This is a genomic window from Arthrobacter nitrophenolicus, from assembly GCF_000332815.1.
Taxonomy (GTDB): domain Bacteria; phylum Actinomycetota; class Actinomycetes; order Actinomycetales; family Micrococcaceae; genus Arthrobacter; species Arthrobacter nitrophenolicus.
Genome location: NZ_AOFD01000006.1, coordinates 73,013 through 88,177, shown reverse-complemented (window position 1 = coordinate 88,177; position 15,165 = coordinate 73,013). Strand labels below are relative to the sequence as shown.

The window sequence follows — 15,165 nt, the reverse complement described above, 5'->3', positions numbered from 1 at the left end:
CAGGGAGAACGTGATCGAAGCAGCTGCTGCCGTCATCGGCCGGAACAATGTCACCATAACGGGCCGGGATGACGGACCCGTGATGATGTTTGCCCACGGTTTTGGCTGCGACCAGGCAATGTGGCGGAAGCTGCTGCCTTACTTCGCTGATAATTACCGGCTGGTGCTTTTTGACCATGTTGGTGCGGGACACTCCGATATCAGCGCGTATGACTGGGAGAAGTACGGGTCCCTGAATGGTTACGCCTCAGACCTGCTGGAGATTTGCGCCGCCCTTGAACTTGAGGACGTCATCCTGGTGGGCCACAGCGTCAGCACGATGATCGGCGTGATCGCCGCGGTGCGGGACCCCAACCGTTTCTCCCAGCTGGTCCTGCTCGCTCCTTCACCCCGCCATACGGATGACCCGTACGACGGCTACGTGGGCGGGTTTTCGCGGGAAGACATCGAAGGCCTGCTCGCATCCCTGGACAGCAACTATTTCGCCTGGGCCGCGGCCTTGCGCCCATGGTTATGGGCAACCCCCAGGAGCCGGAATTGGCAGAGGATCTGCGTGCCAGTTTCTGCCGGACAAATCCGGCCATCGCACGGCACTTCGCCGGGGTAACGTTCTTTTCCGACACCCGCCCTGAACTGAAAAAGGTGCGGACCAGCTGCCTGATTCTGCAGTGTTCCGACGATCGGCTTGCCCCGCCGGAAGTGGGCGCCTACCTGCACAAGAATCTGGAACACAGCACCCTGGTGCAGCTTCAGGCCACCGGCCACTGCCCCCACGTCAGCGCCCCGGAGGAGACGGCCCGGGCCATTCTGCACTACCTTGATACCCGCTCGTGACGGGCGCCAGCATCGTTCAGGCGACTTTGGTTACCTGGTAGGTGTGGCCGGCCGCACGGAGTCGCTCTATGAGCACGTTGCCCAGTGCAGTGGCCGGTGTCAGTGACCCTTTGGCGGTCGGCAGCCGGTCACCGTCGAGGGCAAGAGCGAGTGCAGTCTCCCCTGCCATCACGGCGGTGGCGGCATAGCCGGGATCACCGGGGCCGGCAGCAATCGCCTGGTAACGCTGGCCGTCCTCGGTGCAGGCGGTTACCTGGGAGTGGAACCAGCCCGCGCGCTGCGTGCTGATGCTCGGACCCGTACCCGGTGCCGGAAGACAGCGGTCGAGCACCCTCCGGGTTGGCGGGAATGCCATCGCGGCCGTGAATGCCCGGAGCCCGGCTGCCATTGCCCTGGCGGCGACCGCTCCTGCCGCTCCGGGGGCCACCCCCAACACCTCGCCGTACTGAAGGGAGCGGCCGTAAGCCCAGCCCTGCAAGGCGTTGCTGCGGCGCACTATCCGGGTGTTGAACTGCGCCATGATGAAAGGCGCGGTCCAGGTGCCGTCAGCGGAACGGCGCACAGGACCGGCGTCAGGAGGCTGTGGCGTTGTCGGCTCCCGCGTGCGGTCGGGGCTTAGGGCATAGGGGTCCGCGGTTAAGGACCTCAGGGCAGTGCTCGACCGCATCGCATCGAGCTGTCCGCGCATCGATTCGAGCGTGCCTCCGCTGATGCCGCCCTTGGCCCTGGCAACGAGTTGGACCTCGGCCAAACCGCCGGCGCCATCGGCCTCTGCAGCCTGATGAAGCAGCAGTACGGCAAGGTCGGACGGGACGGAGTCATAGCCGCAGGAGTGCACGATCCTGGCCCCGCTCGTCCTGGCCAGAACGTCGTAGCGGTCGATCGCCTCCCGGATGAATGACACCTCACCGGCGAGGTCGGCGTAGTGGGTACCCGCCCGTGCGCAGGCCTCGACGACGGGCAGTCCGTGTTTCGCGTACGGGCCGACGGTGGAGAAGAGCACGCGTGTGCCCGCAGCCAGGGCGGCGATTGAGTCCGCGTCCTCCGAGTCGGCCTCGATGAGGGCCCATCCGCGCGCCGCGGCCGGCAACTCCGACCGAACCGCCTCGAGCCTGGACGTGGACCGGCCCGCGAGTCCAACCCGCAGCCCGGCCGGTGCATGCTCCGCAACGTAGCCGGCGATCAGTCGGCCAACGAAACCGGTTGCTCCGTAGAGAACGAGGTCATGTTCCCGAGATGTGGTGTCCATGACTGCAGCCTTTCACAGCGGCATGGCACTCACACCTTGAAGTACTTCGCCTCCGGGTGGTGGAACACGAACGCGTCGGTGGACTGCTCGGGGTGCAGCATCAGTTCGTCGCTGAGGATGACGCCCATCCGCTCCGGCTTCAGGAGCTCGGTGACCTTGCGGCGGTCCTCCATGTCCGGGCACGCGGGGTAGCCGAGCGAGAACCGGGCACCGCGGTAGTCGAGCTTGAAGTACCCTGCCGTGTCCTTGGGTTCCTCGGCGGCGAAGCCCAGTTCCTTGCGGATACGCGCATGCCAGAACTCGGCCAGCGCCTCGGTGAGCTGCATGACCAGGCCGTTGAGCTCGTAGTAGTCGCGGTACTGGTTGGCCTCGAACATCTTGGCCGTGAACTCGTCGATCTTCGAACCGGCGGTGACCAGCTGCACCGGCAGCACGTCGATCTGGCCGGACTCGCGGGACTTCACGAAGTCTGCGAGGCACAGGTGCCGGTCGCGGCGCTGGCGCGGGAAGTCGAAGCGGAGCCGGTCGGTGCCGATCGGGCCGCCTGAACCGCCGTCGGGTGCGAGCAGGCCCGCGGTGCCGAGGACGCCGTCGCGGTCCTCACCGTGGTGGAGGACCACCACCTGCTCCCCTTCGGAGACGACGGGGAAGTAGCCGTAGGCGACGGACGCGTCGAGCATGCCTTCGGCGAGGATGCGGTCCAGCCAGTAGCGCAGGCGCGGCCGGCCCTCGCGTTCCACCAGTTCCTCGTAGGAGGCGCCGTCCTCGCCGCGGCCGGGCTTGAGGCCCCACTGGCCCATGAAGGTGGCGCGCTCGTCAAGGAACGCGGCGAAATCGTGGAGGGCGACGCCGCGCACAATGCGGGTGCCCCAGAACGGCGGGGCGGGCACGGGGTTGTCGGCGGCGACGTCGGACCGGCCGGGCATTGCCTCCGGCTCGGTGACGGTGAACTTGGCGCCGCCCTTGTGGATGCGCTTCTTCAGCGGCGGCAGGCCGACGTCGTCCGGGGATTCGCCGCGGGCCACGCGCACCAGCGGCTCCATGAGGGCCAGGCCCTCGAAGGCGTCCTTGGCGTACCGGACCACGCCGTCGAACTGCTCCGCCAGGTCCTGCTCCACGTAGGCGCGGGTCAGGGCGGCGCCGCCGAGGATCACCGGCCACTTCTTGGCCATGCCGCGGGACTGCAGCTCGGCGAGGTTCTCCTTCATCACCACGGTGGACTTCACCAGCAGCCCGGACATGCCGATCACGTCCGCGTTGTGTTCCTCGGCCGCGGCGATGATCTCGGCGATGCCCTGCTTGATGCCGATGTTGACTACCTTGTAGCCGTTGTTGGTGAGGATGATGTCCACCAGGTTCTTGCCGATATCGTGCACGTCGCCGCGGACGGTGGCGATCACCATGGTGCCCTTGCCGGAGGAGTCGGACTTCTCCATGTGCGGCTCGAGCAGGGCGACGGCGTTCTTCATCACCTCGGCGGACTGCAGCACGAACGGCAGCTGCATCTCACCGGCGCCGAAGCGTTCGCCCACCACCTTCATGCCCTCGAGCAGGTGGTCGTTGATGATGCCGAGCGGGGTCAGCCCCTCGCTGCGGGCCAGGTCCAGGTCCTCCTCGAGGCCCTTGCCTTCGCCGTCGATGATGCGCCGCTCCAGCCGCGCGCCCGTGGGCAGCGCGGCGAGTTCGGCGGCGCGCTGGTCCTTGAGGGCTGCGGTGTCGACGCCGGCGAACATGTCGAGCATGATGGCCAGCGGATCGTAAGTAGTGTTGCCGTCGGCGTCGTATTCGCGGCGGTCCCAGACCAGGTCCAGGGCCACCTTGCGCTGGTCTTCCGGGATCGAGGCGAGCGGGACGATCTTGGCGGCGTCGATGATGCCGCTGGTCAGGCCCGCTTCGGTAGCCTCGTGGAGGAAGACGGAGTTCAGGACGATGCGCGCGGCCGGGTTCAGGCCGAAGGAGACGTTGGAGACACCAAGGGTGGTGTTGATACCGGGGTATTTGGCGGTGATCTGCCGGATGGCCTCAATGGTTTCGATGCCGTCCCGGCGGGTCTCCTCCTGGCCGGTGGCGACGGGGAAGGTCAGGGCGTCAACGATGATGTCCTCGACGCGCATGCCCCATTCGCCCACCAGGGCGTCGACGAGGCGGGAGGCGATGGCCACCTTGCCGTCGGTGGTGCGGGCCTGGCCCTGCTCGTCGATGGTCAGGGCGATGACGGCGGTGCCGTGTTCCTTGACCAGCGGCATGATGCGGGCGAAGCGGCTGTTGGGGCCGTCGCCGTCCTCGTAGTTGACGGAGTTGACCACCGGGCGGCCGCCGATGAGTTCCAGGCCGGCCTGCAGGACGGGCGGCTCAGTGGAGTCGATGACGAGCGGGAGGGTGGAGGCCGACGCGAAACGGGAGACGATCTCCTTGACGTCCGCGACGCCGTCGCGCCCCACGTAGTCCACGCAGACGTCCAGCAGGTGCGCGCCGACGCGGATCTGTTCGCGGGCGATGTCCACGCAGTCGTCCCAGCGCTCTTCGAGCATGGCCTGGCGGAAGGCCTTGGAGCCGTTGGCGTTGGTGCGCTCACCGATGGCCAGGTAGGCGGACTCCTGGTCGAAGTTCACGTGCTGGTAGAGGGAGGCGATGCCGGCTTCGCGCTCGGTGGGGACGCGGGCGGGCTGGGTCTTGTCGGCCTTCGTCGCCTGGGCGCGGAAGGGGGCAAGGCGTTCGACGACGGCGGCCATGTGCTCCGGCGTCGTACCGCAGCAGCCGCCCACCAGGCCCAGGCCGAATTCGCGGACGAACTGCTCGTGCGCGGTGGCGAGCTCGGTGGGTGAGAGCGGGTAGTGCGCGCCGTTGGCGCCGAGGACGGGCAGGCCGGCGTTGGGCATGCAGGCGATGGCGACGGAGGACTGCTTGGAGAGGTGGCGGAGGTGCTCGCTCATCTCGTCCGGGCCGGTGGCGCAGTTCAGGCCGATGGCGTCGACGCCGAGCGGCTCCAGCGCGGTGAGCGCGGCGCCGATTTCGGAGCCCATGAGCATGGTGCCGGTGGTCTCGACGGTGACCTCGACGAAGATGGGAAGGCGGACTCCCTTGGAGACGATGGCCTGCTTGCAGCCGTTGACCGCGGCTTTGGTCTGCAGGAGGTCCTGGCTGGTCTCGATGAGGAACGCGTCGGCGCCGCCGTCGATGAGGCCCTCGGCCTGCAGGGCGAAGGTCTGCTTGAGGTAGTCGTAGCTGGTGTGGCCGAGGCTGGGGAGCTTGGTGCCCGGGCCCATCGAACCGAGGACCCAGCGCATGCGGCCGTCCGTTGCTTCTGCCGCTTCGGCACGTTCGCGGGCGATCTTCGCGCCCTTCAGGGCGAGCTCGGCGATGCGGTCATCGATGCCGTAGTCGGAGAGGTTGGACCAGTTGGCGCCGAAGGTGTTGGTTTCCACGGCGTCGATGCCGGTGGCGAAGTAGGCGTCGTGGATGTCGGCGATGACGTCCGGCCGGGTGTCGTTGAGGATCTCGTTGCAGCCTTCGAGGCCTTGGAAGTCTGTTTCGAGGGTGAGGTCCCGGCCCTGCAGCATGGTGCCCATGGCGCCGTCGACGATGACCACGCTGTGGTTCACGGCGTCAAGGAGCTCCTGCGCGCGGGCAGGGCGGGGCACGGATTCGATGTCGAGCGCAAAACGGGGCATCAAACAAGGTTACGCGGCGGGGCCAAGTACATTGCTTAGTGTTTCTGTGTACTACGGCGGGGTGGGGGGCTGTCCGAGAGGCCCTCACGGCACGAACCGAAGAGTGCATCTGGCGCACGGGTAAGCGTATGTCTGGTCAAATACCGAATCCGCCTCACGGCATCATCGCGAATCCCTCCTCACCAAACTCCTGCCCCTGTGCGCCGTATTGGGGGCAGGAGTTTGGGTTAGCGCGGAAATGTAATTGCAAACTAGCAAAGGCCCCTCTCCGAAGCCAGAAATACTCAGCAGGCCTGGAGGGGCTCCCTTACTTTCTAGCCAGCGGACTACAGGGTCTGTGAAAAGCTCAGACTGATGCCGACACCTCGGACCGCAGCGGGGGTAGAGTGGCAAGTTTTTCCTGCAGCAGGTCTGCTACTTCTTCAATGCTTCTGTGGGCGAGGTCTATATGGCCCGTCGAAGCTGGTAGACCGATGATGGCTGGTCGCGTCGGTCCGACGATGAGGGGGAGGAGATAGTCACCTGTGCGCTTGTGGGCGGCGTTCTTCCCAATTTCGAATTCAAAAGCAGGCCAGTCGCTTTCGGGATAAGCATCCGAAAGACACACCACCATAAATTGAGCATCTTCACTGTAGACGCGTCCGAGTTCGACGCGCAGATCCTTGCCCCAGAGGATCGCCTGCGAGTCGAAGTCGTAGAACACCTCCATGCCTCGTTCCTTCAAAGTGTCAACGAGCTTCTTCACCGTGGCGCGGTCACTTCCGGCGAATGAGACGGCCACGTCGTACTCATAACCAAGACGCCGGATGTTAACCTGCGAACGAACCCTCGAAAAATCAAGGTGGTCGAGGTAAAACCTGAAGACGGGGTCATCAATAGTGAGAGTGCCGTTCTCGAAAATAAGAATGTCTGAGAGCTCATGTTCTCGAATGACTTCGGGCAGTGCTTTCATCGCGCGATAAAAGCTGTTCCTGAGACCATCCTTAGCGCTAGCCTCAGCGCTGCCGACAACGTTGTGATACAGCTCGTCCTGCGAAATCTGTTGCTTGCCACTCCGTGCTACAAAGTGAACGATTTCGTAGTAGGTGTCATAAACCGAGCGGGCTTGACGTCGCCCACGAGCCAGACTGACGATCTTCGTAAGATAGCGGCCATCATACTGTTTGACCACCGCGTTCCTGATGAGTGGTAGCTCGACTCGGACATCCACCAGGGTTTCGCCTGTCCAAAAGACATCCGCTTCGACACAGGCGATTCGACATATGGCTTGAAAAATGGACGGAGAACCTTGTGCCGCCGCTATCGCGGTGCTCCTACTCTCGTCGTCCAGCCGAATATTCAAAGCTGCTTCGCCCTTCTTAAGCAGTTTCTCCATAAACTCGGTCGACTGAGACTCCAAGTGCCACGTGTCGTTCCGTATCGCCAGTTCAGGGTCAAGACCAAGAATTTCCTCGCTGGTTTTTGCAATCCCAATCATGAAGAATCGGATTCCAACCTCATGCCAAAGCTTAAGAAATTTGGCCAACTCCGTTCGCGCGCCTAAAGAAAGATGATGAACATCGTCGATCATTACCAGGTCGTAAAGTTTGAGCCAGGGCAAGATCTCTTCCGTAGTTGGAGCAACGCGGAACTCCTGTCCGAGTACCTCCAGGATGCTAGTACTTTCAGCGTAGTTACGGCCTGAAAAGGCGTGTACCTTATTCTCGTCTAGGTCAAGCGCTTTCAAAGTGCTATTGGCAACCGTGGACTTGCCGCTTCCGGAAGGGCCAACTAGGGTGACGTGCTTGCCCCTAGTAAACAAGGAGCCTTTGAGCTGCTGAGCCTCGGCGGGAGGAACGTAGGTCAGAGCAGGCAACCCCGCTTCGTTGAATACTTCGTCGAGTTTGTGTTTCAAAGCTTCCCCCCATGGAAAATTTCTTCTAGTCATCTGTTTCGGCACCCAACTTCATCGCCGAAGCGCATGTGGATTTACATTACAGGTCTCAGGGGAGGAATTATGTGATCATCCGGAGCCCACCCTGCTTTCTACGTCGAGCGTCTGCTAACTCGCGCCCCGGAACTTCTCGTGCGTTCAATAGAAATCCGTGAACTGTTTCATCCCTCTCCAGCACCCAAAATGCCCCTAGAGGTCCTCCGCCACAGGAGCCGCGCACTGGGCCTCGTACAGCCGCGCGTAAGCCCCGCCCGCGGCCAGCAGTGTGGCGTGCGTGCCCTGCTCCACGATCTGGCCGGCCTCCATCACCAGGATGAGGTCGGCGTCGCGAATGGTCGACAGGCGGTGCGCGATCACAAAAGACGTCCGGTCAGACCGCAGCGCACTCATCGCCTTCTGCACCAGCACTTCAGTCCGGGTATCCACCGAAGACGTCGCCTCATCCAGGATCAGCACCGACGGCCGGGCCATGAACGCCCGCGCGATCGTCAGCAGCTGCTTCTCCCCCGCAGACACATTCGCGCCCTCGTCATCCAGCACCGTGTCATAGCCGTCCGGCAGGGACCGCACGAACCGGTCCACGTACGTCGCCCGGGCGGCCTCGAGGATCTCGGATTCGGTGACGCCGGGCCGGCCGTACGCGATGTTGTCCCGGATGGTCCCGCCGAACAGCCACGTATCCTGCAGCACCATCCCCATCCGCGAGCGCAGCTCGCGCCGCGGCACCGAGGTGACGTCCACGCCGTCGAGCGTTATCCGCCCCGCATCCAGCTCGTAGAACCGCATCATCAGGTTCACCAGCGTGGTCTTCCCCGCTCCGGTGCGCCCCACGATCGCGAGCGACCGTCGGCCCCGGCTCCGCCACGAAAAAACGGCTACTGAGTGACGGCGCCTGCAGTAACAGGTGCGCCGTCCCTCAGCAGCCGTTGATTATCGCGAAGCCGGCTTTAGAGACCGAGCTGCTTGTTCAGCTCGTCCAGGGACTTCACCAAGGTGATGTTGTAGCCCTCAGCGAAGGGTTCGGCGGCCCGGTCCAGCATGACGAGGTCCCGGAAGCCGATGTTGTACATCGGGATGTGGTCGTACAGCGGGTGCGAGGAGACATGCAGGAAGTCCTCCGGGGCCGCGTTGAGCTGGTCCAGCATGTACTCGAACGCCTGGAGGCGCGGCTTGTAGGCGCCCGCCTGCTCAGCGGTGAACACGGCGTGCCACTCCGCGCCGAGCTTGGGAATGCTGATGTCCAGGAAGCTGTCGTCCGCGTTGGACAGGGCCACCAGCTTGTAGTTGTCGCCCTGGAGCTTCAGCGCCGCCGGCACGTCCTCGTGGGCGACGGCACTGCTGACAGCCTCGGCGAGCTCTGCGCCCGCGCCGGGGGTCGGGCCGATGCCGAACCGTTTGCAGGCGCGGTCAAAGGCATCCTGAAGGATCTGCTCGTAAGGTTTGTAGTCGCCATTGACCTCATCGAACCGGTAGGCGCGGAAAACCTTCTTGAAGGCCAGCCACTGCTCATCCGGGATGCGGCCGGCCAGCAGTCGCTGGGTGGTGGGGTATATCGTGAAGTTGATCAGCGTGCCGTAGACATCGTAGGAGATGTACTTCGGCCGGAAGCTGGTGTTTGCCATGATTGATCCGTTCCTGATTTGTCTTGTGTTTTTGGTGCTGCAGATGAGGGAGTTCTTAGCTCAAAGCCAGTGAGGTGAGCCGTGCGTCGGGTCCGAGGAACCTCGCGGGATTCATGAAGCTGACGTCGGTCCCCGTCGTGCCGTCCAGCACGAGCTCTGCGGCAATAGCCCCCAGCCCGGAGGCCATCTTGAAACCGTGGCCGGAGAAGCCAGCCGCCACGACAACCCCGTCCATGCCCGGCACTTCCCCGAACAGTGCGGTGGCATCAGGCAAATGGCCGTCGGCGCACACCGCCACGCGCAAGGGTTCCGGCACCAGGCCGGGAAGGAACTCCCGCACCCAGGCCCGGATGGTATCCAGGTGCTGGGGGTCCCAGGAGGGAGGCTTCTCCATGGACTCCACCTCATCGAGGTATACGCTCGCAACGGCCTTCACCGTCCAGCCGTCAGCTGTCGGGAATCCATAGAACTGCGCCCTGTCCGGCCTGCCGTCCTCCTCCGCCCTCCGCAGGAAGACCGGCATATCCTTCCGGCAGAACACAGCCGGATCCTTCGCCGGGAACCAGGTCAGGATCTGCGGCCGCACGGACAGATGGACACCCAGTTCCTTGCACACCGCTCCCGCACCGTTGCCCTGCGCAATGACCACCTTGGAAGCAATGATTTCTTCCTGGTCGGTACGGACGATGTACCCGTCCCCGTGCTGCTCCACGCTCTGCGCTTTGCGGTTCCCCAGGAACCGGGCACCCAGGCGGGTTGCCTCCGCCAAGGCGGCGGTCACGGCCTTCTCCGACCAGAGATAGCCACCCTCAGGGTCAAGGATGGTGACATCCGTGTCCCTGATGACATGCTCGGGATACTTCACCCTGGCTTCCTCGCCCCGAAGAAACTCAAAGTCCAGGCCGTTGTCCTTCCCGGCTGCGAGAAGTGGTCCCAGCCGCGGATTGTGCTCGTCGTAGATCGTGACAGCGCCCGTGGTCTTGAGCAGCTCGGTGCCGCTGACCTTTTCCAGCTCGCGCCAGAGGTCCTGCGACCGCTGCAGCAGAGGCGTGTAATGCCCGCCCTCCGCGTACACCTTGCGGAAAATCCGCGACTCCCCGGCATAGGCGGAAAAGGGGCCCGGTATCGAGAACCGGTCCACTCCAATGACCCGCACACCTCGTGCGGCGAGCTGCCAGCTCGCCATACTTCCCACCGAGCCCACACCGACGACGACGACGTCCGTTTCGAGTGCCATGGTTCCATCCTGCTTTCCTTGGTGCACGCCATTTCCAGATTCCGGAGCCTGCCTCTGCAGGGCTTCTCCGCGGGGCCGTGCTTTCCGTCAAATCAGCGTACGACACAAGAAACCACTGAATAAGGACCCATGAGACAATGCATTGTTGCCAAGAAGGAAAGAAGCAGCCATGGATCTCAGCTCGATCGATGATTTGGATTTCTTCGAACAAATTTCCCGCTCGCAGAGCCTGACGGAAGCGGCCAGGAACTGGGGAAAGTCCGTGTCAGCGGTCAGCAAACGCCTGACCGCCCTAGAGTCACGGCTGGGGGTACCGCTCGTCCGGCGCAGCACGCGCAGGCTCACACTCACCGAGGAGGGGCAACTTTATGCGGCAGGCGCCCTGGCCATCCTGCAGCAGAAATCCGATCTCGAAGAGGCCTTGTCCGTGCAGCAGGTGGAGCTCAGGGGACGCATCGCCGTTCGCTCCAGCCCGGGCATCGGCCGCACGCACATCGCGCCGCTGCTGGCCGACTTCGCCCGGCAGCACCCGCTGATCCAGGTGGACCTGGAACTTTCACCACTGCCCTTGAACATCTCCGGCACGAGCTTCGACATCGCCATCCGGGTGGGAGGACTGTCAGACTCCAGGCTCAAGGCGAAACTGCTGGCGCGGAACCGAAGGATCGTGTGCGCAGCGCCCAGCTACCTGGAAAGCGCCCCGCCGCTGACCACCATCAGGGACCTGGAGCGGCACAACTGCATTGTCCTGCGCGAAAACAACGCCGACTACTCCCTGTGGCGGTTCGGCGAAAAGGAGCAGGAGTACGTTGACGTCAAGGGCAGCATGATCAGCGACGACGGCGATGTGGTCACCGACTGGTGCGTCCGGGGCCTTGGGCTGGTCATGCGGTCTACCTGGCACGTCGATCCGCTGATCCGGCAGGGAGTCCTGCAGCAGGTCCTCCCCGATATCCCGACTCCGAGCGCCGATATTTTCGCCCTCTATCCCGCCACGGTCAGGACACCCCGACGGATCACCGCGGCGCTGGAGCATCTGCAGCAAGGCTTGACGGCGAGGATCGGTTCGTAGCAACCAGGCACTATGGGGCACAAAGAAGGAGGGCCCGGGGCAGCTGTCGCTGCTCCAGGCCCCCCTTCCCCAGCCTCAGTGCTTACTGCTCCGCATCTGCGGGGACGTTCTTGACAACCCACATCTTGCGGACAGTCTCGCGGATGGTCCAGTGCCCCTCCCAGCCGGCGGGAGTCACGAAAAGGGTGCCGGGGCCGATCTCAAAGCTGCTGCCGTCCGGTTCGGTGATGGTTCCGCTTCCGCTGAGGATCTGGCAGATCTCGTCGTAGCCGGGACGGGTGCTCTTAAATTCGCCCGGGGTAACCTCCCAGATGCCCGTCCTGAGATCCTCCCTTGCCCAGAGCCGGTAGGACACTTCGGTCTGGCCGGGCGTAGTTGACGTTTCCTTGGCTGGTGCTCGCCCGGGTCTGCTGTTGTTGCGTCGTTCATTACGGTCGCCTTGACCATAGCTGCTCCTTCTTGGGCTGTGCCCGTAGTACCGCTGCACCTCCCCCTCGTTGGAAAGGCACGCAGCCCAGAGTAGCAATTGTCAACAATTGACGATAGGGCTATGAGGAAATTTCTTATCTATCGCGTTCAGCAACAGGCCCACTTCTTTCCCTTGTCGAAAAAATGAGTTATCAGTGACACCGATAGTCCAACACTTCTTGTCCCATACGCTGGTCTGACGCCGAGCGCAGTCCAGGTTGTTGCCCTTGAGAGGCGAAACCCGAAAGCGGGGCAACGGCGTTCAACAAGGGAGAAACCACATGAATCACACTCCGGTGCTTGCCATGCTGCACACTGTTCCCGGCCTGGTGACGGAAATGGAACCCCTCGCCGCGGACGTAGTACCAGGACTGAATGTGCTGCACTACGTGGACGAGTCCCTGCTCCGGGACACCATTGGCAGGGGAACAACGCCCGGACATGTCCGACGGCGGCTGGTCGACTACGCGCGCTACGCCGAGGAATCGGGCGCACAGGCATTGCTGGTGAGCTGCTCATCAATTGGCGAAGCGGCCACAGCCGCCCGCGACTTCGTCTCGATCCCCGTGCTCCGGATTGACGCTCCGATGGCCGATCTCGCCGTCGCGTCCGGACACAGGATCGGCGTGCTCGCAACCCTTTCGGCGACCCTCGGGCCAACCACCCGCCTCGTCCAGGAAGCAGCCCAACGGCAGGACAAACGGCCCCTCATCAGCGCAAGGAAAGCCGAGGGCGCTTTCGACGCCCTCCGGGCAGGCGACCGCGCACTGCACGACAAGCTGGTGCTCGAGGCTTTCGGAGAATTGGCCGGGGCGTCCGACGTCGTCGTTCTTGCCCAGGCGTCCATGGCCCGCGTTATCGAACAAACCCAGGGCGAGCCCGGCGGACCCGCCGTCCTAACTTCCCCGGCTTCAGGGATGACCCAGCTCAGCACTGTTCTCCGCCGCAAAGACTCCTGACTACCGCCCACCCGGAAAGGAACCAGCCATGCCCAACACCCCAACGAAAGCCCTTGCCCCCTGGCTGGGAGTTATCGCAGACGACTACACGGGCGCCTCCGACGTGGCCGGCACCCTTGTGAATGCCGGGATGCGCGTGGTCCAGACCTTCGGCGTCCCCGATCCAGCCATGCAGCTGCACGATGTTGATTGCATCGTCGTCTCGCTGAAGACCCGCAGCCTGCCCGCCGCGGAAGCTGTGGATCAGTCCCGTGCCGCGGCACACGCCCTCTCATCACGGGGCGTCCGGCAGCTTTACTTCAAATACTGCTCGACGTTCGACTCGACCTCGGAGGGCAATATCGGCCCCGTGGCGGACGCCCTGCGAAGCGAGTTCGTCCCGGACGGCCAGATCACGGTGGTCGCCCCCGGGACCCCCGCGCTGGGGCGGACCGTGTACAACGGTGTGCTGTTCGCGGGAACGGATCTCCTGCAGGAATCATCCATGCGCCACCACCCGCTCACGCCGATGACAGATTCCAATGTGCTCCGGCTGCTGCAGGCCCAGACGGCAACCCCCGTGGGCAGCGTCGGCTACAGCTCCATAGAGGCGGGCGTGGCAGCCGTTCGATCACGGTTCCAGAACCTGAGCGCGAAAGCGGGATACGCCGTCGTCGATACTCTCAACGACGGCCACCTGGCCGTACTGGGCGCCGCCGTACTTGACCACCCGCTTGTCACGGGTGGATCAGGCTCGTCGGAGGCCTGGCTGCTGCCCGGGGGATCAGCGGCCAACCGGAACCGGCTCCTGCCTCCCGGCCAACGGGACCGGCAGCGGTCATTGCCGGCAGCTGCTCTGAGATGACCAACGTCCAGATCGACACCTTCCGGCGGCTGCGCCCCTGCTTCGTCGTGGACCCCGCCATCATCGCAGCAGGGCAAAATGTGGTGGCCGAGGCGCTGCAATTCGCGCGGGAGAACATTCCGGACGGCCCCATCCTGATCCATTCCACGGCCACCCCGGAGGAGGTAGCGCGGACGCAGAAACAGCTGGGTAAGGCCCGGGCTGCCGAGATTACCGAAAGCAGCCTGTCCACGATCGCGGAAGGACTTGTCGCCTCTGGTTGCCGGCAGCTGATTGTGGCCGGCGGGGAGACGTCCGGCGCCGTTGTGCGCAGACTTGGCATCACCACCGCCCGCGTGGGCAGGGAAGTCTCCCCGGGCGTGCCTTGGCTGGCAACGGAGACCAGCCCCGGGCTGTCCATCCTGCTCAAATCGGGGAACCTTGGAACCCCGGAACTCTTCCTCGACGCATGGGACCACAACCGATGAACCACTCGGAGAGCCGCAACGAACTCGTCCGGCTGGCCAGGTCCCTGCATCAAAGAGGCTTGACCCGGGGCACATCCGGAAACCTCAGTGCACGCGTGGAAGGCGGCATACTGGTCACCCCCACCAACGCTTCCCTGGGGGAACTTCGAACAGACGACCTGGCACTGGTCTCCGACGCCGGCGAGCACCTGTCCGGAGCACGGCCGTCCAAGGAGGCTTTCCTGCACCTGGCCATGTATCGGGTGCGCCCGCAGGACCACGCCGCCGTCCATCTGCACTCGACCTACGCCACCGCCCTTTCATGTCTGGACGGCCTGGACGACGATGACGTCCTGCCACCCCTCACGGCCTACTTCGTTATGAGTGTGGGACGGCTGGTCCGGCTGCCGTACTTCGCACCCGGAGACCAGGGGTTGGCCGGGGCGGCCCAGGAAGCTGCAGCATCCAGCCGCGCCCTGCTGCTGGCAAACCACGGACCATCGTCTCCGCGCCGACCCTGGCACAGGCAGTGAACGCTGTTGAGGAAGTGGAGGAAACGGCACGCCTGTTCTTTCTCCTGAATGGCCACGCCACCCGCCCCCTTCAGCCCGCCCAGGTGGCCGCCCTTTGTGCCACTCGCTTCTAGCAGCAGAAACAATCGTGCCCTCGACCCCCAAAGCTCAACTGTTCTACTGTTGACAATTGTGGTGAAGCGGAGTTTTATTAGTGACTGGAACGAGAGCTGAATCACATCCCGCGCGAAGCAGGGATTGCCACCCTCGTGATGCCGCTCGATGTTGCGAGCGGCAGGCATAGATAGAAACTTCACC

The 15,165-nt window shown here is 63.9% G+C and carries 11 protein-coding genes and 2 pseudogenes; 6 read left to right on the top strand and 7 right to left on the bottom strand.

All coding sequences use genetic code 11. The features are described 5' to 3' along the window. The first annotated feature begins 82 nt into the window (after positions 1-82). Positions 83-834, top strand: a pseudogene (locus G205_RS03555) (alpha/beta fold hydrolase). Positions 835-850: 16 nt separating this feature from the next. Here the strand turns inward: G205_RS03555 and G205_RS03550 are convergent. From G205_RS03550 to solA, 6 genes and pseudogenes are all read right to left on the bottom strand, one after another. Continuing rightward, positions 851-2,083 carry a saccharopine dehydrogenase family protein gene (locus G205_RS03550; protein WP_009356774.1) on the bottom strand — a complete coding sequence of 411 codons (1,233 nt, stop codon included), beginning with the start codon at positions 2,081-2,083 and terminating at the stop codon, positions 851-853. A 29-nt stretch (positions 2,084-2,112) separates the two neighbouring features. Continuing rightward, positions 2,113-5,754 carry a methionine synthase gene (gene metH, locus G205_RS03545; protein ID WP_009356773.1) on the bottom strand — a complete coding sequence of 1,214 codons (3,642 nt, stop codon included), beginning with the start codon at positions 5,752-5,754 and terminating at the stop codon, positions 2,113-2,115. 346 nt (positions 5,755-6,100) lie between these two features. Beyond that, positions 6,101-7,648: a TIR domain-containing protein gene (locus G205_RS03540; RefSeq protein WP_009356772.1), complete on the bottom strand. Its 1,548-nt coding sequence runs from the start codon at positions 7,646-7,648 to the stop codon at positions 6,101-6,103. Positions 7,649-7,876: 228 nt separating this feature from the next. Beyond that, positions 7,877-8,558 (bottom strand): annotated as a pseudogene (locus tag G205_RS03535) (ABC transporter ATP-binding protein); the annotation flags it as partial. A gap of 76 nt (positions 8,559-8,634) precedes the next feature. Beyond that, entirely contained in the window at positions 8,635-9,309 is a 675-nt protein-coding gene (locus tag G205_RS03530) for a haloacid dehalogenase type II (RefSeq protein WP_009356770.1), read from the bottom strand. Between the two features lie 55 nt (positions 9,310-9,364). Continuing rightward, the gene (gene solA, locus G205_RS03525) at positions 9,365-10,546 is read right to left on the bottom strand and encodes an N-methyl-L-tryptophan oxidase (RefSeq protein WP_009356769.1); all 1,182 of its coding nucleotides are present in this window, start codon (positions 10,544-10,546) and stop codon (positions 9,365-9,367) included. A 169-nt stretch (positions 10,547-10,715) separates the two neighbouring features. On the opposite strand from solA, the gene G205_RS03520 reads away from it, so the two are divergent. After that, positions 10,716-11,618, top strand: coding sequence for a LysR substrate-binding domain-containing protein (locus tag G205_RS03520; protein ID WP_009356768.1), 903 nt, complete (start codon positions 10,716-10,718; stop codon positions 11,616-11,618). Between the two features lie 82 nt (positions 11,619-11,700). On the opposite strand, the gene G205_RS03515 is transcribed toward G205_RS03520, so the two are convergent. Further along, positions 11,701-11,973 carry a cupin domain-containing protein gene (locus G205_RS03515; RefSeq protein ID WP_009356767.1) on the bottom strand — a complete coding sequence of 91 codons (273 nt, stop codon included), beginning with the start codon at positions 11,971-11,973 and terminating at the stop codon, positions 11,701-11,703. A gap of 394 nt (positions 11,974-12,367) precedes the next feature. On the opposite strand from G205_RS03515, the gene G205_RS03510 reads away from it, so the two are divergent. Genes G205_RS03510 through G205_RS03500 form a run of 4 tightly spaced genes read left to right on the top strand, consistent with a single transcriptional unit; the run spans position 12,368 to position 14,868 of the window. Next, positions 12,368-13,045, top strand: coding sequence for an aspartate/glutamate racemase family protein (locus G205_RS03510; protein WP_009356766.1), 678 nt, complete (start codon positions 12,368-12,370; stop codon positions 13,043-13,045). Positions 13,046-13,073: 28 nt separating this feature from the next. Further along, complete coding sequence (locus G205_RS22030) at positions 13,074-13,889, top strand: four-carbon acid sugar kinase family protein (protein WP_009356765.1); 816 nt, start codon at positions 13,074-13,076, stop codon at positions 13,887-13,889. After that, positions 13,886-14,356: a nucleotide-binding domain containing protein gene (locus tag G205_RS22025; RefSeq protein WP_009356764.1), complete on the top strand. Its 471-nt coding sequence runs from the start codon at positions 13,886-13,888 to the stop codon at positions 14,354-14,356. Before G205_RS22030 ends, G205_RS22025 begins: the two co-directional genes overlap by 4 nt. Further along, positions 14,338-14,868, top strand: a complete 531-nt coding sequence (locus G205_RS03500) for a class II aldolase/adducin family protein (RefSeq protein ID WP_338058366.1) — start codon at positions 14,338-14,340, stop codon at positions 14,866-14,868. Before G205_RS22025 ends, G205_RS03500 begins: the two co-directional genes overlap by 19 nt. Positions 14,869-15,165 lie beyond the last annotated feature (297 nt).

Excerpts from the sequence above, each read along its gene's own strand:
- G205_RS03510 (WP_009356766.1), top strand. The coding sequence starts at position 12,368 with ATGAATCACACTCCGGTGCTTGCCATGCTGCACACTGTTCCCGGCCTG.
- G205_RS22025 (WP_009356764.1), top strand. The coding sequence starts at position 13,886 with ATGACCAACGTCCAGATCGACACCTTCCGGCGGCTGCGCCCCTGCTTC.
- G205_RS03520 (WP_009356768.1), top strand. The coding sequence starts at position 10,716 with ATGGATCTCAGCTCGATCGATGATTTGGATTTCTTCGAACAAATTTCC.
- G205_RS03550 (WP_009356774.1), bottom strand. The coding sequence starts at position 2,083 with ATGGACACCACATCTCGGGAACATGACCTCGTTCTCTACGGAGCAACC.
- G205_RS22030 (WP_009356765.1), top strand. The coding sequence starts at position 13,074 with ATGCCCAACACCCCAACGAAAGCCCTTGCCCCCTGGCTGGGAGTTATC.
- metH (WP_009356773.1), bottom strand. The coding sequence starts at position 5,754 with ATGCCCCGTTTTGCGCTCGACATCGAATCCGTGCCCCGCCCTGCCCGC.
- solA (WP_009356769.1), bottom strand. The coding sequence starts at position 10,546 with ATGGCACTCGAAACGGACGTCGTCGTCGTCGGTGTGGGCTCGGTGGGA.
- G205_RS03530 (WP_009356770.1), bottom strand. The coding sequence starts at position 9,309 with ATGGCAAACACCAGCTTCCGGCCGAAGTACATCTCCTACGATGTCTAC.
- G205_RS03500 (WP_338058366.1), top strand. The coding sequence starts at position 14,338 with ATGGGACCACAACCGATGAACCACTCGGAGAGCCGCAACGAACTCGTC.